This is a genomic window from Gluconobacter aidae, assembly GCF_009547075.1.
GTDB lineage: Bacteria > Pseudomonadota > Alphaproteobacteria > Acetobacterales > Acetobacteraceae > Gluconobacter > Gluconobacter aidae.
Window position 1 is genome coordinate 14228 of sequence record NZ_WIPH01000009.1, and the last position, 17383, is coordinate 31610.

At 61.1% G+C, this 17383-nt stretch carries 20 protein-coding genes; 3 read left to right on the forward strand and 17 right to left on the reverse strand.

The window, feature by feature from the left end; all coding sequences use genetic code 11:
- Position 1: 1 nt before the first annotated feature.
- From GFJ39_RS05875 to GFJ39_RS05905, 7 genes are read right to left on the reverse strand one after another with little or no spacing between them, the layout of a single operon-like run.
- Entirely contained in the window at positions 2 to 1150 is a 1149-nt protein-coding gene (locus GFJ39_RS05875; protein ID WP_153430473.1) for a secretion/conjugation apparatus DotM-related subunit, read from the reverse strand.
- Positions 1147 to 1644 (reverse strand): lytic transglycosylase domain-containing protein, encoded by a 498-nt coding sequence (locus GFJ39_RS05880; protein ID WP_061500976.1) that lies wholly within the window; start codon positions 1642 to 1644, stop codon positions 1147 to 1149. The genes GFJ39_RS05875 and GFJ39_RS05880 overlap by 4 nt, the downstream gene beginning before the upstream one ends.
- Positions 1641 to 2060, reverse strand: coding sequence for a hypothetical protein (locus tag GFJ39_RS05885; RefSeq protein WP_153430474.1), 420 nt, complete (start codon positions 2058 to 2060; stop codon positions 1641 to 1643). Before GFJ39_RS05885 ends, GFJ39_RS05880 begins: the two co-directional genes overlap by 4 nt.
- On the reverse strand, positions 2057 to 2305 hold the full coding sequence (gene icmT, locus GFJ39_RS05890; RefSeq protein WP_153430475.1) for an IcmT/TraK family protein: 249 nt from the start codon (positions 2303 to 2305) through the stop codon (positions 2057 to 2059). Before icmT ends, GFJ39_RS05885 begins: the two co-directional genes overlap by 4 nt.
- Entirely contained in the window at positions 2305 to 3471 is a 1167-nt protein-coding gene (locus GFJ39_RS05895) for a type IV pilus twitching motility protein PilT (RefSeq protein WP_153430476.1), read from the reverse strand. Before GFJ39_RS05895 ends, icmT begins: the two co-directional genes overlap by 1 nt.
- Positions 3468 to 4466 carry a type IV secretory system conjugative DNA transfer family protein gene (locus GFJ39_RS05900; RefSeq protein WP_153430477.1) on the reverse strand — a complete coding sequence of 333 codons (999 nt, stop codon included), beginning with the start codon at positions 4464 to 4466 and terminating at the stop codon, positions 3468 to 3470. Before GFJ39_RS05900 ends, GFJ39_RS05895 begins: the two co-directional genes overlap by 4 nt.
- Positions 4459 to 4911: a DotD/TraH family lipoprotein gene (locus GFJ39_RS05905; protein WP_061500982.1), complete on the reverse strand. Its 453-nt coding sequence runs from the start codon at positions 4909 to 4911 to the stop codon at positions 4459 to 4461. Before GFJ39_RS05905 ends, GFJ39_RS05900 begins: the two co-directional genes overlap by 8 nt.
- Here GFJ39_RS05905 and GFJ39_RS14185 point away from each other — a divergent pair.
- On the forward strand, positions 4910 to 5434 hold the full coding sequence (locus tag GFJ39_RS14185) for a type II toxin-antitoxin system RelB/DinJ family antitoxin (RefSeq protein WP_228391822.1): 525 nt from the start codon (positions 4910 to 4912) through the stop codon (positions 5432 to 5434). The two genes, GFJ39_RS05905 and GFJ39_RS14185, sit on opposite strands and share 2 nt — an antisense overlap.
- The gene (locus tag GFJ39_RS05915) at positions 5391 to 5678 is read left to right on the forward strand and encodes a type II toxin-antitoxin system RelE family toxin (protein ID WP_015074959.1); all 288 of its coding nucleotides are present in this window, start codon (positions 5391 to 5393) and stop codon (positions 5676 to 5678) included. The genes GFJ39_RS14185 and GFJ39_RS05915 overlap by 44 nt, the downstream gene beginning before the upstream one ends.
- Positions 5679 to 5720: 42 nt before the next feature.
- On the opposite strand, the gene GFJ39_RS05920 is transcribed toward GFJ39_RS05915, so the two are convergent.
- The 10 genes from GFJ39_RS05920 to GFJ39_RS05965 form a co-directional block, all read right to left on the reverse strand.
- Complete coding sequence (locus tag GFJ39_RS05920; protein WP_153430478.1) at positions 5721 to 8825, reverse strand: ATP-binding protein; 3105 nt, start codon at positions 8823 to 8825, stop codon at positions 5721 to 5723.
- Between the two features lie 13 nt (positions 8826 to 8838).
- Complete coding sequence (locus GFJ39_RS05925) at positions 8839 to 9318, reverse strand: hypothetical protein (protein WP_225198646.1); 480 nt, start codon at positions 9316 to 9318, stop codon at positions 8839 to 8841.
- Positions 9319 to 9492: 174 nt separating this feature from the next.
- Complete coding sequence (locus GFJ39_RS05930) at positions 9493 to 9924, reverse strand: hypothetical protein (protein WP_153430480.1); 432 nt, start codon at positions 9922 to 9924, stop codon at positions 9493 to 9495.
- Between the two features lie 103 nt (positions 9925 to 10027).
- Positions 10028 to 10561, reverse strand: a complete 534-nt coding sequence (locus GFJ39_RS05935; protein ID WP_062028327.1) for a hypothetical protein — start codon at positions 10559 to 10561, stop codon at positions 10028 to 10030.
- A gap of 10 nt (positions 10562 to 10571) precedes the next feature.
- Positions 10572 to 11765 (reverse strand): hypothetical protein, encoded by a 1194-nt coding sequence (locus GFJ39_RS05940; protein ID WP_153430481.1) that lies wholly within the window; start codon positions 11763 to 11765, stop codon positions 10572 to 10574.
- Positions 11766 to 11832: 67 nt separating this feature from the next.
- Positions 11833 to 13119, reverse strand: a complete 1287-nt coding sequence (locus GFJ39_RS05945; RefSeq protein WP_153430482.1) for a DotG/IcmE/VirB10 family protein — start codon at positions 13117 to 13119, stop codon at positions 11833 to 11835.
- Positions 13116 to 14093, reverse strand: a complete 978-nt coding sequence (locus GFJ39_RS05950) for a DotH/IcmK family type IV secretion protein (RefSeq protein WP_061500999.1) — start codon at positions 14091 to 14093, stop codon at positions 13116 to 13118. Before GFJ39_RS05950 ends, GFJ39_RS05945 begins: the two co-directional genes overlap by 4 nt.
- An 11-nt stretch (positions 14094 to 14104) precedes the next feature.
- Positions 14105 to 14734: a DotI/IcmL/TraM family protein gene (locus GFJ39_RS05955; protein ID WP_062028298.1), complete on the reverse strand. Its 630-nt coding sequence runs from the start codon at positions 14732 to 14734 to the stop codon at positions 14105 to 14107.
- Between the two features lie 127 nt (positions 14735 to 14861).
- Complete coding sequence (locus GFJ39_RS05960; protein ID WP_153430483.1) at positions 14862 to 15905, reverse strand: hypothetical protein; 1044 nt, start codon at positions 15903 to 15905, stop codon at positions 14862 to 14864.
- 98 nt (positions 15906 to 16003) lie between these two features.
- Complete coding sequence (locus tag GFJ39_RS05965) at positions 16004 to 16780, reverse strand: helix-turn-helix domain-containing protein (protein ID WP_153430484.1); 777 nt, start codon at positions 16778 to 16780, stop codon at positions 16004 to 16006.
- A gap of 220 nt (positions 16781 to 17000) precedes the next feature.
- Between GFJ39_RS05965 and GFJ39_RS14190 the strand changes: the two genes are divergently transcribed.
- Positions 17001 to 17360, forward strand: coding sequence for a hypothetical protein (locus GFJ39_RS14190; protein ID WP_228391823.1), 360 nt, complete (start codon positions 17001 to 17003; stop codon positions 17358 to 17360).
- The last annotated feature ends 23 nt before the right edge of the window (positions 17361 to 17383 follow it).

Sequence of the window (17383 nt, forward strand, 5' to 3'; positions counted from 1 at the left end):
TTCAGGCGGAGCAGAGCGTGGAAAGGGCGCGATCAAGCACCGGGATGTAGAGGGGGCGACGCAGGCGCTGTTCCTCGGACCAGTGGGCGCGGGCGCCAGCGGCTTCGATCCGGGGATTGGGATGCACGTCTTCGTTGGGGTTTTCACTGGGGTAGCCCAGGGAGTGCAGGGCGTACCAAAGCGGCCGGTCGATCAGCTTGACGATGGCGAACGCCGGAGGCGCCAGCACGCCAGCTTCAAATCGGGCATCGCACAGAAGCGTCATGAGGGCGGTCGTGGTCCATCCGTGACGGTCACAGCTCTGCGCGATCGTGGCCTGCATATCGGGATCTGCAAGAAAGTCCTGCGCGGTCTTCAAAACGTCTGCGGGCACCTTCAGACTGACCTTCGGGCCGGTATCGCCATCAAGTCCTGCGTCTGCCAGACCTTCAGACAGTTGACCGAGCAGGGTCATGGCCTCATCGCGACGCTTGAGTTTGTGCAGCGCAAAGGCCGCAAAGAGCACCTGAGCCGCAGGTGGCGTCGCGACGGGTCCGGCTGTTGTGTAGTGCGGGCCGAGCTGACGCTCGAAAGCCTCCTGCGCGCAGACCTCACTGAAACGGCCATCGGCGGCCGTGGCAAAGCGGCTGCGCCACTCGTCGGCGGTCAGGGCCGGATCGGCCGGAAGAGGTGCCCCGGTGGACGGCGCAACAAGCCGGGTGATGCGGCGCTTGGCAAACCCGCGCAGGGTCGGAAACATTTTTGCCTGCACGGCAATCAGGCCTTCGAGATCGAGGACGGCCCGCACCGCCTTGTTCTCCCCGAAGAAGAGGCACAGGCCCGCGCAGATCCCACCGACCAGGACCGCAACCCACCGAAGTTGCATCCCGACGATGGACAGGCCGTAATAGAGCTGAATCAGACGAATGGATGCCGGATGGTGCAGGACCTGATGAAGCTGGAGATTCAGACGCGCCAGCTCGGGCGTCGGCGACAGGATGCCGATCTGCCAGATCAGGACCTTGCAGTAAAAGCGGCTGATTTCGGTGTGGAATGTTGACCAGACCATATAGGCCAGGACAACCATGCCCAACAGCGCAACACCGGCCAGCATCAGGGTGATTTCCCCGGACGAGCGTGTGCCTGAGGACCGCGAAACTGTGCCACTCATGCCGGGTCTCCTTGATGGCTGGTGCGGATCAGGGTCTGGGAAATCTCGTAGAAGCGCTTCAGATAGGCCGTACCAAATCGGGGCGTATGGGAGTGATAGCCCGCCACGGCCTGCCAGAGGTCGCCCCGGGCCTTGGTCATTTCCTGACCGAGGATCCAGCCGCCCGCTTCAAGATTGGCGCAGGAGTTGTTCCGCAACGCCGCGTAGGCGCGGGACGGGGTGGTGTGCCAGTGGCGCGCAATCTCGGGAACATGGATCGTGTTGACCTGCATGGGGCCGAGGTCGGACGTCCCGTTCGTATTCTGCACGGCCTGACCGGGATGGCCGCCTTCGACATAAAGCAGGACCAGCATGACACCCGTCGGCACATGCGCGTTATGAGCGGACTCCTTCAGGCAGGCCGCGATCTGGCGTCCGCCGTCGTCTTCGGCCGAGGCAGCCGGGGCCGCCATGAGGGCCGCGAGGGCCAACGGAAAGAAAAGGCGGGCTTTCATGCGGCCTGCTCCTTCTGGACGGAGACAGGCTGAAGACGTGCCATACTGGCCTGCCAGAGGCCGTTCAGATCACACAGATTGATCTGGCCGTTCTGAACCGGGAGCGCGTCCAGCACATCGAGCAGGCAGAGCAGGACCGTGACGGCTGACTGCGCGTCATGGTCGATGACGGTCACGCCGAGGGCGGCTTCAGGATCATCGACCAGCTTCAGGCCAAAACCGTGCCGGGTCATTTCAAACCACAACGCCTCGGCGGTGATCAGGAACGCTGGCAGGAAGCCGCTGCTGGACACCGCGACCGTGCTGGCGCAGGGGGTTGAGTTGGTGGTATCGCTCAACAGAACGCCAAGGCCCTTGCGGTCGATGGCACGGACCAGAACGTCTGAGAGCACGCCGATGGCAGGAGAGGCGGTCATCCGTAGCGCCTCCGCTTCCAGGTCGGCCGACCGGACCGAACAGGGCCGGTGATGAGGCGGCGGACGGTTCTGAGGGCCGCCGGCAGCGTCAGGCCAAAGAAGCTGATCATTGCAAACAGGGCGGTCCCGAGAACGCCGATATACAGCGTCGTCCAGCTCCAGTACGTGACCGTCACGAGAAGCGGCAGACACGCCCGGCCATCAAGGATGGCCAGACGGACAGGTTTTGCGGTTGCGCGCCACATCAGGCGTCTCTCCTCCAGGCCTCATTGGCCGTCTGTTCGGTGATCAGGCCGTCTTCCAGGGCCTTGCGGATGGCGACCGCGTAGCTCTGGCCGTCGCTGTCGATGGCCTGAGCCACAAGATCGGGCCAAAGCTCGCTCTCGGTGCGCATGAGCTGACGGCGCAGATCCTGATGAAAGGTCAGGTATTCGCGCACCGCGACACGGCCGCCGCCGACCCGATCCAACAGACGCTGGTTGATGACGAAACGCAGCGACTGCGCCAGAGCGCTGACGAGATTGTCCCGTTCGGCCCGGGGGCACAGCGCAATAGAGCGCTGGATCATGAGGGGGCCGTTGTCGGCATGGATGGTGGTGGAGAGCTTGCCGCCCGTGATGGCGCAGTTGATGGCCGCTTCCATGGTCGGGCCGTCACGACACTCGCCCAGCACCAGATCCGAGTTTTCGCGGCGCATGGAGCCTTCGACAAACAGCGGCGGCGTCATGTTTGGCGGCCGGATCTCCGTCTGGGTGATCCGGTTGCCGTTGGGAGGCTTGAGGCTGTCGAAAAGGAACTCGATCGGCTGCTCGCCCGTGGAGATGTTGCATGAGACGGTCGGATCCATCAGCCGCTCGTGGATCAGCCCGAACTGCAACGTGGTCTTGCCCGATCCGGTCGATCCTCCCGTGAGCACCATGCCGCTTCTGAGCAGGTTCGTATCGCGGATCTCCTGCTCGACGCGCTGCTCGTCCAGGCTCTTCGGCAGGGCCGGGATCGGCCGCAGGACAAGATTCATGCCCGGGCCGCGCATGGTCTGCACGGGGAAGATGTTGATACGAAAGCGCAGGGACTCACGACGGTTGAGCGTCACGCTATAGGCCGTATCGAGCTGGAGGCTGATCAGGACGCGCGCCGAGCCGTCCGCGCCATAGACGTGATCCACGATCTGCTTGAGATCCAACGATGTCGTGGGGTCCATGGTGGCGTAGCGGTTGCGGCCATGAACCGTGAGCGTGGCACGGTGTCCGGTCAGCAGGTCGATGCGCGACGCGCCGAGGCCATGCGCCCATTTCAGGAAGTCATCGAGACCGGGTGCATGTTTCCGGGCTTCAGCAACCCACGGGTACTCGCGCTTCGCCCGTTCGTGTACCCAGGTTTCGGTGTCGCGCAGTTTGAGGGCGGCGCTCATCGGCAGTCCTCCGGATAGGCGACGCGGGTGCGGGCCTGGAGGCCGGGCTGTCCGGTGATGCGGATGACACGGTCGCCAAGATGCAGACTGTCGCCGCCGCCCACGGCCTGACGATTCTCGAAGACCACGCGTGGCTCTTCGACACGACCGGCCCGCAGAAGCACGCGGTAGCGGGCCATGCCCGTGATGTCGCGCTGAAGTCGGGAGAGATCGGACAGGTAGATCTCATCAGCCACCTTTTCCCCGGATGCCCAGCCTTCGGCCACCCAGTCGTTCCAGTGCCGCACTTCCTTGTCCGTGTGAGGCAAAGCGGATGAGGCCGGATGACGCGGCTTGTTCCAGGAGCGGACGAGATAGGTCCGCCAGTTCGGTGCGGCAGACGTGAGTTGCGCCTCTCGGGTAATCTCGAAAACGCAGCGGCTTTCATGAGCGATGGTGCCTGTGTCGTTCAGGGCGAAGGCCATCTGCGCCTGACTGACGATCGGGGGCTGCATCAGCGTTTGACCATCACCGACCGGCAGGACGAAGGGGCGGAAATCGAACGTCGTGTCGAGGATTGGCTCGTTGTGGCGCAACATTTCGTTGATGGCGAAAGACCGTGCGGCCTGTCCGCCCTGTGCCCCGTAGGTCAGCGCGGCCTGACGGATCTGCTCGCGTCGGCCCGGCTTGAGGTCGTCGCCGGCTTCATCGTTTGGTCGCGCGTCCTGCAAGGCTTCGAGAGACGGTGGAGCCTCACCGCCTGTGATGCGGTCGAGCTGAAGCGCGCCCGTGACCGGGGTGTTGGCAGGATTGCCGAGGACCTCATCATTGGCGTTGATCTGATCCGCGCCCGGCTCAGGCGGGTTTGGCATGGAAACGAGCGTTCCGCTCCGGGCTGGCGGAGGAAGGGCGCTTGTGGACGGCATGATGGTGCCGGTGTCGGCCGCACCTGCGAGAGATGGGAATGCGAGGAAGGTAGCCGTTGCGAGGCCGCAGAGCAGGGCGCGATCAGCCATGGTACGTCACCGAGATTGCGTGGGAGAGGGGATCGACAGAGACGGTGGCCTGATCTCCCGCCTGCTCGCCAAGCGTGCGCAGGTGGTCAATTACAGGGGCCACGGCATTGATCTGGACAATGACCTTCCGGTGCGGGCCGAATGCGGTCACGCTGTAGCCGATGTCCTTGCCGAGCTTGCGGACCGCAGGCTCAAGGGGGCCTTGCCAGACAAACCAGACCTGACGCTTGAGGTCAGCGGGAAGGCCGGGGTCCGGGGTCATGGGAGGTGGGGTCGGGCGCAAGGTGCCGAGCTGGGCCAGATCCGCGTCGGTCGTGGCAATGGCGCGTTGCAGCGCAAGTTCGGGATTGGCCATGCCTGTTGTCGCCACAGGCTCTGGCGGTTTGGTGGCGCAGGCCGAGAGGGCCAGCAGAAGAACAGGTGTCAGAAGGTAGTGGTGTCGCATGGATCCCTCCAGATGTTGGAAGGATCATCGCGGGCCTATCTGCGACTTTCAGAAAAAAATTGAAGGCATTTCATCGCCACTCAGGGACAAGTTCTGCTTGCCCTGTTGGTTTTTTGTGTTGCTTTTGTTGAACATATGTTTAACAGTTATTTCCAGTAAGTCGGTCCCAAAGAGAAGATACGCGAGTGCCGGTGAGTGCCGCAGAGTAAAGAGAGATCCCGACACGATGCCCCAGATCACTGCAAACACAGCTCATTTCGGAATGCGGCTTGAAGCCGATTTCAAAGAAGAGTCCTTCAGGAAGGTCAAGGAACTCGGAACGACGCCTGCTGACCTGTTTCGGGACGTTCTTGAATATGTCGTCAGAAACAACCGTCTGCCGATCCGCAAGGAAGTCGTGAGCGACGATGATGCCGTTCTTCTTGATCTGGTCAAGAAACGCCTGAAGAACCCGGGGGAAATTATGAGGAACGTGAACCTTGACGATCTACTCTCTGGACATCCCGGAAGTCGTAAGGGATGAACTGTACGCGCTGGATTACAGCGTTGCAGAGCGGTTCGTAAAAAAGCTCCGCAAAATCCTGCATAACCCGCATGTTCCAAAGAACAAGCTTCGCGGTTTACCGAACTGTTATAAAATCAAACTGCGTGATGATGGCATCCGTGGGGTGTATCAGGTCCACGATCAGGAGATCACGGTTCTTTTGATCGCGGTCGGCAAGCGCGACAAAAGTGCCGTTTACGAAACTGCTAAAGACCGATTGTAAAAAGAGGGGGTTTTATCCCCCTCCTCTCGTTAATCGTGCGTCTTACGCAGCGGCCCGCTGCTGCTCATCCATGGCCTCAAGGCGCTCGTACAAGCCCCCGGCAATGCCCTGACCCGACAGGATTTCATCCACCAGCGCATCCATGACGCCCTGCTGTGCTTGCTCGTCCTGAAGAAACGAACTTTTCATCGCCAGGGTCTTGCGGCGTGCCAGTTCCTTTTCCGCACTCCCGCCCGGAAACACGATGGCAAGGCACCGCAAGGCGCGGCTTGAGGGCATCCGGGCAAAGAGACGCGAGCGCAGAGCAGTGTCGTTTGGCGTGCTGGAGAAAGCCCAGAGTTCAATGGGGCCGAGCACGTTGACCAGAAGCTGCTCATATTTACCCTCAGCCGCGTTCATCACCACGAAGAACGGCGCACCGTTGCGGCCTGGACCGGGCAGGCGATTCCGCACCACATAGGCGCTGGCAGGTGTGAGCTTGAAGTTTTCGATCATCTCGTTGGCCTCGCGCTCGTCTCCGCATTTCAGGATCCAGCGGGCCGTGGACTGACCCACGAGATCGGCGCTGAAATCACCGCTGCGCTGACTGATGAACGAAAGCTGCACATTGTGCTTACGGCCCTCACGAACGTCCCGGATCGCCTGCTTATCGACCTGCGGGGCCTCCTTGGGACGATGCCACTCCTCAAAATCGAGACGCTTGATCGTCTCCTTCATCTCGGTGAAGCGGCTGCGATGATACTCCCGCACATTCTCGGGCATGATCGGCAGATCCGCATATTCCGGGTGCAGGAAGAAGTTCCGGCCGATCAGGTAGCGGCCGAGCATATACATCAGGGCCGTCTGCCGGTTTGCACTCTCTGACCCCTGTGGCGCGACACGGGCCAGATCCAGCACGATGATCCGGGCGTCGCCCAGATCAAGCTGGGTCGGCTCGGAGAGCGTCGGATACTTCTTGATGGCCGCCATGATGTAGCGCTCGAACGCATCAATGAGCGTCTCGTGCGTGGGCAGGACGATTTTGGAATAGCGATTGAAGATTTCCGGCGCGCGGGCCGCTGCAATCAGATCCTGAAGAACCGGAACGGCATGACGTTGGGCAATCCCCGCCAGACGATGCTCGCCCGCAGCGATCAGGGCCGTCACAACGTCACGCCACCAGGTCGGATCCGCGCTGTCGAGATCGCCTTCGGCCGCAGCGTGGTGCGGGAGCTGGAGGCCGAGGCGGTGGATAGCCTCATCCACCAGAGGCTCGATGCCTTCGCGATAGTGCTTCGGATTGCCGCCTGCAACACCCGTGCACTGACGATAGGCCTCCGCAATCACGTCGCCGACGAGCTGGTCCATCCCTTCGAAAGGCTGACCATCAAGGGGTGTGGCCAGCAGGGACACAAAGTTGTCGATGGCGACTTCTTCAAGCGGCAGCGGATATTCCAGGCCCACCTGAAGGTCGAAGATATTGACCTCAAAGCCGGGCGCCATCTGCATTTCCACGAAGATGGCCTCATGGGCACGATCCGGCCCGAGCGCGTTGCGGACCATTTCGATAAAGCCGAGAGACGCATGGCCGATGTCCAGCTTCGCCAGCAGCGGCAGCTTGACGCCATTATTGCCCATGGCCGCAGAGCTCAGGAGCAGGCCAAGGAGAATGGTGTTTCCCAGCACCGTTTTACCGCTGCCTGGAGGGGCGACGATGATATCCGCGATATGCTCACGTACACCGCCGCCAGTCGGATCGAACGGCCAGATCCCGCCATCGGGCTTACGAAAGAGGATGGAACCTTGCGGGAAGGGGGAGGCGCTTCGCATCCACGGCATCATGCCCATGGCATCCCCCAGAGGCGCAAGAGCCGGGGTGGCCGTGGAACCCAGAGAAAGCACCGGCACCGACCCCATGGCGGCCTCAAGCGGGTCGCCCGGAACACGGGTGGTCTTGCAGCCGCCCCAGCTTTCGAGGCCCTGAGATAAATCGGCTGCACGGCGACGCAGCAGCTTGTCTTCGCCGACCGGTGCCCATGTGCTGGCGGTCATCCGCATCCGGACGGAATTATGGTTTTCCGTCTCGCGCATACGTTTGATGGCCTGAAAAGCCCGCGTGATGTCTTTGTTACCCGGAAACATACCAAGCATGGTGGCCCCTGTTTCCTTGATAGCGAACGCGGCTTTGCCACCGCCTTCGAGGATTATGGAACTGCGCCAGGGCAGACGCTTGCGGCCCAGAGTGTTGAGCAGTTCCGAGAACGGGCGCGGATCCTCGGGGCCGAGAAGCATGTCCACGGGGGCATAGGTGTAGTCACCGACCGTCACGAGCTGGCCGCCCTGATTTTCGGCATCCGCGTTGAAAATCTGATCGCGCAGGGACGGCCAGAGCAGGTTTTCGGTCTTTTTGCTCTGTTTTTCGTCATCCGGAAGACGCGGCATGACAGGGTCGCCCACCAGCGTGGGCTTCCAGCCGCTTCCGGCCGTCTCTCGGTAGAGCGTTTCACGCGCCAGCGTGATGGATTCATCGGCCCGTAGCAGTGTTGTGGAGATGCCGAGATTTGACATGCTGTCCTGCACACGCGCCACAAACGCATCATGTCGGCCTGCCATGAGTTCGGAGCGCAGGGTAAAGCGCTGACCGCTCCCCGCTTTTGGCCACGCCTTGACCTGCTCTTTTCTCTCGGCCGCCACCTGCTTCTTTTCTTCGCGGGTCAGAACGGCCGGTCGGGTCCACAGGATGTAGCAGGCATCCTCCCACCGCATCACCTGAGGCCACCGCAGGCGGCGCTCATTGATGATGTCGTGGAAGTCAGCGTTCATCATGCGTGAAATCTGCTCGCATCCATTGAGCGCCAGCAGATCCACCGCGACGCGGGCCTGATCCGGGTCGGAGATATACCAGCCTTCGATCACATGACCGGTGCCCTCGAGCAGGCCCTGAAGTTCGATGCGCTGCTGTTCGGCGACGGCCTCCACGTCTGCACGCGAGCACATGGTGCGCAGACCATTGACGCGCAGAACAGAGACATACTCGCCCCGGAGTGTCACGAGCCGGTCCTGATGGACGGCGTCCGTATGATTGGTCTCGACATCGCAAAAGGATTCGAGGGGCTGACGAAGGAAGAGGCTCGCGCTGGCAAGCAGTTCGGTCAAAAAGCCAGACATTGGAAACTCCGCGTCAGGATGGGGTGAGGGCAAGGGCCTTGTCGAGGAAGGCCGGGTAAACGTCAGCGCCAGCGTCAAGCAGCCTGCCGGTTGGCAGAATGCGCAGGCCTGCGCGGAGGAGAGCGAGATTGCGTTGGACGGCCTCATCGGCGCTGCCACACAGGCGCATGGCCGTTGTGATCTGACGGATGGAGCCGGATTGCAGTCGATGCTCGGCTTCCGCACGTCTGGATTCCAGCAGACGCAGGAGCGTCATGGGCGTCCGGAAAGAGGGGGAAAACTGCGTGCCGAGCAGAGGGTCCGGAATGGCCTTCAGGACGGTGTTCCAGAACTGGCTGTCAGACTGACCCTGTTGTCTGGCCATCAGGCGGAGCGTCTGGTGGGCCGTGCGAACAAGAAACATCAGGCGCGATTGAGACATTTCCGGCCACCAGACCAGCATGGCCTCGGCGTCGATGGCCGCACGCGATGTGTCCTGCAGGAGATTGCACACCTGGCAGACCCTGAGACCGGCCCCCGAGGAGGGACCAGTCCAGGGAAGACCTGCCCCGGGCGACGGCAGACCGCAGCAGGAGCAGGTGAACGAGCCATCCGACCCGTCTTTCCCGGGCCGGATCTCCTGGTCGAGACCAGGCTGGAGGAAGAACGGATTGGAGGTCATGTCAGCTTACTGGAACTGGTAGCTCTTGGCGGTATTGCTGATTTCAGCATTCCCGTTGGAGGCCGTGTTCGCAGAGTTGTTGATCCACTTCGGACCTGTAGCCGCCACACCGGCCAGAACGAAGCAGACGACGCCGGCAATCGCCATGCCCGGGCGCTTGGTCTCTTCCTTCTGCGACTTGTAGAACAGCACGATACCCGTCACGAGCGCGACAATGGCCAGCGCGTAGAGGGCTGCGGCAGAGCCGACACCGATGGTGTCCGTACCTTCCTGCGCCATGTTCTGGATCTGATGGCCAAGGCCGTTGCTGGAGGCCGTACCGCCTGCGGCAGCAAGAGCGGTGCCAGCCATCACCATCGGCAGCATGGTTGCTGTCGCGACGGTCGCGCCGATCTTGGTGAGAGTGCGGGAAGAAGACGGGGCTGTCTGGGATGTCATGAGTTGTTTCTCCGTTGTGAGGGACAATCCCCTCTGCCAACCAATCTGACCGCGTGATCTGCGACTGAGGCGGGCGAGGGGTATTTTTTTTCTTCAGCCCGTTTCAGGGCCAGAAAGAGAGGATCCAGGTGGCGTCTTTGACGGGATTGAGAAGCATGACGCCAAAGACGTACTGGATGCCGCAGCCAAGGCGCTCCCGGTTTGAGCGGCCTCTCTGGATGGCAAACCAGGTCAGGACGGCGAAGAAGCACGTCCAGGCCCCGAACATCTGAAAGAACAGGGCAAAGTCTGTGACGATCGCGAGGATCGCGTCCTTGGGGCCGGTGCCGGTGATCAGGCTGTCCGCCGTGCTGTAACTGGTCGCCGCGTCGCCCAGAGTGACCTGCACATCCGTTCCGGCCGAGGCAGTGCTTTTGGTGAGGATGACGTTGAACGAGGCGAAGACACCGCACAGAACAAGCGACAGATAGGGCAGCCACGGCTTGTCCTGCAGGGCCTGAATGGTCGGGTGGTAATACTGATAGATCCCGACCAGACTGAAGATCAGACAGCTCACGGCCGCCGCGTAGCAGGCCGTGGGCAGAAGCCAGCCCATGCCGACGGCGATCTCGTGGACGAGATTGACAAGGCCTTCCATGCTGGCCTCCTCAGTTCAGGTCGCCATGAGCCGTGTGCAGAACCCAGGTGGCGCCCTGCTGGCTGATGGTCAGGACTGCGCCGTAGCCGGGAATGACCGTGCCAACACCAACCTCGAACTGACGGGCCTGTCCGCTTGGGGCCGCGCTGTCTTCGATCATGGCGAGTTGCGGTGAGGCCGCAACGATCCGGTAGTGATGGATCCAGGCAGGCTTTGGAGCCGGGCCGGCCACGGCGGCCGGAGCGGGTGGAGCGTTCGAAGACGTCGGGGCCGCAGCCGCAGGCCTGTTCATGGCAGCGCTCAGGGCCGCACGCGCCTTTTCGGCAGCTTCATGGGCCTGGGCGGCCTCATCCGCACCGGAATTTTCAGCACCCGTGACGGCGTGATTGGCTTCAATCAGGGAAATCCGCCGTGTCAGATCGTTCAGGCGGTCTTCTTCAGCTTTACTGCGCCCTGCCAGAGATTGCCGCAGGCTCTCGACCTCGCCCCGATCACGTTCGATGACGCGGGCCTCTTCGGTGACGAGCTGAAGCACGTCGATCTGCTGCTGGGTCGCCATGGGCGCGGCCTGGAGGGTCTGCGCTGTTTTGACCGGATCGGCAGGAGGTGTGGGCGGAGCAACGACCGGGGCGTCAGTCCCGGTGGCGTCAGTCTGGGCTGGCGCAGGCTGCGATGCGGCTGACGGCGTGGCAACGGCGGCCGCAGGAGGCGCTTTCGGCGACGTCGCAGTGGCGGACGGGTTCGTCGCAGCTTTCGGGTGGCCAAGGGTCTGCATTTCCGCAAGATCGGCGGTTGCAGGAGGGGCCGCCACCGGAGCCGGTTCGGCGGCCTGAGCCACGGGCGCTGCCGACTGATCCATGCCGACTTCCTGGCCAGGCGCGGAGACAGCGCGATGATGATGCCCGCTGGCTGCCAGAATCCCCACGAGCAGGACGCCGCAGATCCCGAGACCCGAACCGCCGTAGAGCTTCTGGCGGGGTGTCAGTGCCTCGTAGCGCGAGATAAGGGGCGTGAGAAAGGAAGGGGAGCCGGATGATGCCGGTTCGACCGTGTGACTGTCAGCGTGGGCCGTTGGGTCTGCTTCGTGACCGTCCAGATCGTCCGCCACGGTGTCGTGCTGAGAAGGCGGCGGGGGGGCGGCCGATGCCGGCTCCATCCGACGCGGAGTGGTTTCGGTGTTCAGGTGATGAACTGTGGAACTCATAAAAAAGATCCTTCTGGCTGAGACTGCCAGAAGGATCGGGGAACGATCTGCGACTGAGTGCGGAAATTCAGGGCTTATCGACAACGGGATCCATGAACATGACGCCGACATTCACATTGGCGGCCAGAATGATCCGCGAGCGGGTTGGCGTATCCTGTGTCAGGGCGCTGTTGACGGCCGAGGCGGCACTTCCTGCGGCGACGCCGAGCTGCTGGCCCATGTTCAAACGCTGGATATAGTTCATGCCGCCAAGGGCGCTGTAGCTGCCCGTGACATTGGACGTGGTTTCGATGGCCTGACCGAGGCCCTGCACGAATGCAGCCGCTGCTGGCATGACGAACCGCTGGAAAATCAGGGGATCGACGCTGGAGGCGACACCCTGCTTCATGGTGTCGGGCGCCATCACCACGCCGTTGGTTGCGAGATTGCGGCCCTGATGAATGATCTTGTTGACCTGCACGACCAGGAGCTGTTCGTTTCCGGGTGCCCTTGCGACAGTCGCAATCATGCGGTCGCCAGCGATGGGACCGCTATCGGCCTCAAGCACGATCTGACCGGACAGGTCGCTGTCCGTCGCGGTGACGGTATGGGCATAGATCCCGCGACCGGCAGGAATCAGCGCTGGCGGGGCTGCGGTATCGTGTGAGGCCGTGGCCGCTGCGGATGCGCCCGTTGCCCCACGCGTGGCCATTGTCTTCTCGGCCTGAGGCTGGCCGTCCTGCTCTGGCTTAAACACGGCTTCCTGAAGATCCGAGACAGGGGGCCGGGTCTGAAGCCCGCTTTCGATGCGCGCGATTTCGGCGACGTAGCGGGCGCGGCGCTTTTCACGCTCCTGCTGCTCGGCCTGAGAGGTTTCGCCATTGCCAGAAGAGGAATAGGCCGGATCGGTCTGCACAAGCGGTGCTTGCGGAGCGTTATCGATATGCGGCGGCGTTGGCGGCGGTGCAGGAGGGGTAATCGGCGCGCTGTACCCGACTTCCTGCGGCTGACCATGCGCGCCGTCATAGGACAGGACGGCATCTTTCTTTTCGCCCTTGTCGGCACGCGCAACGGCCGGTGCCAGATCCGGCGTGTAAGACTGGCCAGCGCCTTCGGACTTCTGCGCGGTTTCGGTGTTCTGCAGATGACGCAGACGATCCTGTTCCGGATTGGTGTTGGTTCCAGCGGGCAGAGCGTTCATCTCTGCGATCTGACCCGGGTCAGACTTGGGCATCTGCTTGGTCTCATGATGTGAGACGACAAGCACCAGAGCGATCACGGAGACGGCCGAGGCGCCGAGCACGACCAGGCGGCGGTTTCCGCCGCGTGTCGCGCTCGACAGGACGGATTTGAACTTTGGAAGCTTCGGCATCATGGCGTCATGTCCTTGAGAGACGCGGACACGGTCCGACCGGAATCCGACAGGAGAATGTAAGGGGTCTGGCGGAAGGCATAGAGGGTGTAGCCGTCTTCACCGCGCTCAGAACTGTCCCAGGCAGGCGTCATGAGCGCTAGCCGCGTGCGGATGTAGAGTTCATTCCCCATCCGCCACGCCCGCACGTCGTCAGGGGAGAGACCTTCGACGCTCTGGGGAACGGCAGAGGCCGGAGCGATCCCCGACAGCATGGCATTCATGAAGGGCTCTGCCGTGCCAGGGGCGGCTTCCGGTCCCATTTCCTGTTTGGCGTTAGGGCCGTCTTCGTTCACGCGCACTGTCAGGTTGTCGTCATAGGTGCCCCGACCGGCCAGAAGCAGGAACGAGATCGGCTTGATGGCGCCTTTGAGCGTGACGAGCAGGCCACCACGCGGAGACAGCGACAGTGGCTCGATGTTGATGGTGTTGCTGCCAGCATAAGGAACGCAGGTGTAAAAACCCGTGGTCTGCACAGCAGGGGAACCCCCTTTGCCCCCGTCAGACGAGCAGTTCTTCAGACCATCCGGATTGGCGGACGTGCTGGTCGTGTTCCACGCAATCGGCCAGGGTGCTCCGGAGCGATCCACGAAAGAGACGGCCGTGGGATAGCCCTTGGTCGTGAAAATCAGCGATGTCTGCTGGCCGGGTGCGAAAGACACGCGAATGGCCGGGCGGCTTGTCGGAGCCGCGACTTCCGTAGCGACATCCTCACGCGCTTTCTGGTTCTCCTTGAGACGGTTGCCGAGGCGACGGATCATCTCCGGCGTCAGGGGTATGGCCTCATCTTCGGCGGCCTGCTGATCCTGTTGCTCGGCAGAGAGAGGGGGAGACGCTGGTGGGGTCTCCGGACCAGGGGCGGCCGACTGTGCCAGCGCGGTGAAGGGCATGAAGCCCATGAGGCCAAGAAGGGCTAACGAAAAGGAACGGGTTTTCATGGCACGGATCCTCACTGCGGGCTGGCCACAAGCTGGGTGATGGCAATGCCGTCAGGGTGATCAGCGTCATCGACACGCTCGACATGCACGGTTGCAATCAGGGTCTGGGAGCTTTCCACATTGACGTTCTCGCAGGTCTGAACGAACGGGAACTGCACGACGTAATGGTGATGACCGTTGACCATGCTTTGCTGGCGAATGGTGGCGGCACGCGTCGGTTGCGCGTAGCAGAGCAGCTTGGCCTCTTTCATTTTCGCCAGATTGCCGTCCTGGACGAAGGACTGCGCGAACGTATTCCAGCCATTGATGGTGAAATGCGATCCGGCTGCGTTAAGCTGCGACGGATAATCCCGGTAATTGATGTTGTAGGGCTTGAGCGACCACTTGATGACCCACGACAGGAAATCTTCCTGACTGAGGATCGGGCTATTTAGCGCGATAGCCGGGCGAGGGGCGTTGATCCCATCCACGAAGAAATACTTCGGGAGTGGATGATACGACCAGGCGCGGGCCAGAAGAACGGCCAGAACGACCACGACAGCCGCGAGGGCGATGGACGTCTGCAAGGAACGCTCAACGATCTTTCCCTGAAAATCAGGATCGGTCAGGCGTCGGCTCAGGGATCCCGAGGAGCGGCTCATGGCGCGATGTCTCCGTGGAACGACAGCGGGGCTGCGGATGGCATTTCAAACCTCATGATGACTGTGTCATCGTCACCGTGACCCGTTGATCTGCGACTGAAGCTGAAAAAATGGAGAAATTTGCGGATTAATCGCCCGAGCGCATGACGGCGGTCTGCTGGTGCAAGCGGCTGATACGGCGGCCGTTACGGCGGGTGGTCCAGAAATAGAACCCGGCCTTGCCGAGGCATTCGCGGCGCACGTAATCCATCTTCTTCAGATAGACCTCATACAGGTCCGGATCGAACGTGTTGCGCATGTCTTTCTTGGAGCGGCGCGGCAGATGGAGCCATCCGGACTGACTGACTATGGTGCGATCGGTCAGGAGAAAGTCCTCGGCCACTGCGTCAGGAGACTGGTGGGCAAAATGCCGCATGGCCAGCTCGTGCTGCATTTCCGCGGACCAGCGCGTGGTGCAGGCATTCCGGCTGAAGCCGATGACCAGCCCGGTTGGTGAGTTCCGGACCTGCCATCTGCGGCCCCGACGCTCTTCTGGCGTCAGGCGTGACGCCTGTTCCCAGGTCAGGACGACGGATGGGTCGGCCGGAATGGCGCAAGAGTCAGCACCTGGGCGGAGGCTGACGAGCTTTCGTTGCAGGCTGCGGACACTGCGGCCCATCTGTTTGGCAATGCGCTGGAGCCCGATGCGACGCTCACGGTGAGCCAGAAGAGTGGCAACGTCGGCGTCCGTCCAGACCACCTCGGCATAGCGTTCCCGCGCGGGCAGACCGAGAGCAGCGCGTTTCTTGCGAACCGCCATGACTGTGCGGTCGAGGCGCTTTGCTATGGCGGAAAGGTCTTCGCCCTCGGCCCATGCGCGGCTGAGGCGGCTGATGTCGAGAAGAGACCATGCCCGAGGCCCATTTCTGAGCGGGGTGCGCTTGAGAGGAAGTCCTTCCTCTCGCGCAATGGCTTCAATCTCCAGGCGGCTTATGAAAAGTGCGGCCGCGATGTGTGCAGCATTTACGCCCTTGGTGGCCATCGTGATGACGAGCGTTCTGATTTCCTCAGGAGCTTTCCCAAGGGAAATCGGGGAATGCGTATTGCTGCGTTCTACGAGTGACGGTTGGAAAAGCCCACCTGCTACGACGCCGGAAGCCGGAAGTGGGGAGCAGCGGGTGTGTGCAAACATCGTCGGAAGTCCCTATCGCGTTTCAACGTGTAAGGTCTTATCCGACGATAGATCATCCGTTTCAAGTCTTATTACAAGAAACGACAAAAAGTTTTTCGTTAGTTCACCTGTTTCTGAACGGCGGCGCCTAATGCGATGAAGCTATCGTTAAAAAATTCCACCTGCTCGCGGACGCTCTGAATGTTGCTGTAGAGTCCGAGCGTCCGGAGAGAATTGAAAATCTCTTTCTGATTGGGAAGCCCAGGGAATAGATCGAATGTAGCGACCTTCAAGGCCGCTGCGATACGTCGAAGAGACTCGATTGAGGGCTTTCTCAAACCGATTTCTATTAGTTGCAGAGCGGGCGTCTGATGCCCGCTAGCCGCGCCTAACTCAGAGACGTTCATCCCACGGGCAAGTCGAATATCTCTGATTCGTTCACCAAGCTGCCTCACAACAGGTTCTCGTGGGTCAGTTTCTGACGAGGTGACATTCTTGCTCTCGGCAACGTCATGCTCACGGGCTAGCTGGAGCTTATGTATTAGAAGAGATAAAGATGCAGACGTTTTTTGGAAGGCACTGACCAAGTCCAGATACTTCTGTGTGTCTTCATCGCTTATTTTTACTTCGATCGGAAGTATATCATGATCATCAGGGGGGAGTATTTCATTGGGAGGTGTCTTAAGGGCTAGAAGTATCTTATGAAGGGTCACATAAGATACATTTTTCCCCCTCTCGATATTTGAAATCGTCCCAACAGCCAAATCTGTTACGAAACAAATGTTTACCACATTCATTCCCTTGCCTTCCCGAACTTCTTTAATTCTCTGTCCTAGGTCCACAAGATATTCGTCAGTTTGGCCGTCACTTACCTGCGTCTCTGTTTTCTTGTTCATGGCTAGTTCTCTCTCTCGGCAGGCTTACGCACCGGACTTCGGGTCCGGATACTGCAAAATACCCACGAGAGCGCCCCTGACAACTGAGTTCGAATTTAACATTTCTCCTCAGTCGCATGTCGATCTGCGATTTAGAATATTAAGTTATTTCAGGAGAAACCGAGTGTTTGTAATGTTGCCTCCCGCCCATGTGCAGCCAGCTCCAGCGATGCCCAAAGCAATGCTGACTGAAGCGGCCTTCGAGATCAGTCACGCGCCACCGCCCCTTCCTTCGTCAGCCCCTTCGGGACCAGTCTCTCTGGCACCTCCCGCAGAACCGTCCGTGCAGGCCGAGCCGCCGAAGGTGGTTCATCACTTCCGCATGACGACTGGCTATGGCCATCAGGTGCCGTTGTCGTTCGCCGTGAGGCAGATCGTTCCATCAGGTGTCCGTGTCACTTACGGTGCAGGCGTTGATCCAGGCGAGGCCGTGGACTGGCAGGGCGGTCGGGAATGGAACAAGGTTCTGGCCACCACAGTCAGCCCGCTCGGCGAGCGTATCGAGGTTGGACGCGCTCACGTCACTATTTTGAAGAAATAAGCCTTAGTCGCAGATCGAGCTGC

Coding starts and splice junctions, on each gene's coding strand:
- GFJ39_RS05875 (WP_153430473.1), bottom strand. CDS start 1,150: ATGAGTGGCACAGTTTCGCGGTCCTCAGGCACACGCTCGTCCGGGGAA.
- GFJ39_RS05880 (WP_061500976.1), bottom strand. CDS start 1,644: ATGAAAGCCCGCCTTTTCTTTCCGTTGGCCCTCGCGGCCCTCATGGCG.
- GFJ39_RS05885 (WP_153430474.1), bottom strand. CDS start 2,060: ATGACCGCCTCTCCTGCCATCGGCGTGCTCTCAGACGTTCTGGTCCGT.
- icmT (WP_153430475.1), bottom strand. CDS start 2,305: ATGTGGCGCGCAACCGCAAAACCTGTCCGTCTGGCCATCCTTGATGGC.
- GFJ39_RS05895 (WP_153430476.1), bottom strand. CDS start 3,471: ATGAGCGCCGCCCTCAAACTGCGCGACACCGAAACCTGGGTACACGAA.
- GFJ39_RS05900 (WP_153430477.1), bottom strand. CDS start 4,466: ATGGCTGATCGCGCCCTGCTCTGCGGCCTCGCAACGGCTACCTTCCTC.
- GFJ39_RS14185 (WP_228391822.1), top strand. CDS start 4,910: ATGGATCCCTCCAGATGTTGGAAGGATCATCGCGGGCCTATCTGCGAC.
- GFJ39_RS05905 (WP_061500982.1), bottom strand. CDS start 4,911: ATGCGACACCACTACCTTCTGACACCTGTTCTTCTGCTGGCCCTCTCG.
- GFJ39_RS05920 (WP_153430478.1), bottom strand. CDS start 8,825: ATGTCTGGCTTTTTGACCGAACTGCTTGCCAGCGCGAGCCTCTTCCTT.
- GFJ39_RS05930 (WP_153430480.1), bottom strand. CDS start 9,924: ATGACATCCCAGACAGCCCCGTCTTCTTCCCGCACTCTCACCAAGATC.
- GFJ39_RS05935 (WP_062028327.1), bottom strand. CDS start 10,561: ATGGAAGGCCTTGTCAATCTCGTCCACGAGATCGCCGTCGGCATGGGC.
- GFJ39_RS05940 (WP_153430481.1), bottom strand. CDS start 11,765: ATGAGTTCCACAGTTCATCACCTGAACACCGAAACCACTCCGCGTCGG.
- GFJ39_RS05945 (WP_153430482.1), bottom strand. CDS start 13,119: ATGATGCCGAAGCTTCCAAAGTTCAAATCCGTCCTGTCGAGCGCGACA.
- GFJ39_RS05950 (WP_061500999.1), bottom strand. CDS start 14,093: ATGAAAACCCGTTCCTTTTCGTTAGCCCTTCTTGGCCTCATGGGCTTC.
- GFJ39_RS05955 (WP_062028298.1), bottom strand. CDS start 14,734: ATGAGCCGCTCCTCGGGATCCCTGAGCCGACGCCTGACCGATCCTGAT.
- GFJ39_RS05960 (WP_153430483.1), bottom strand. CDS start 15,905: ATGTTTGCACACACCCGCTGCTCCCCACTTCCGGCTTCCGGCGTCGTA.
- GFJ39_RS05965 (WP_153430484.1), bottom strand. CDS start 16,780: ATGAACAAGAAAACAGAGACGCAGGTAAGTGACGGCCAAACTGACGAA.
- GFJ39_RS14190 (WP_228391823.1), top strand. CDS start 17,001: ATGCTGACTGAAGCGGCCTTCGAGATCAGTCACGCGCCACCGCCCCTT.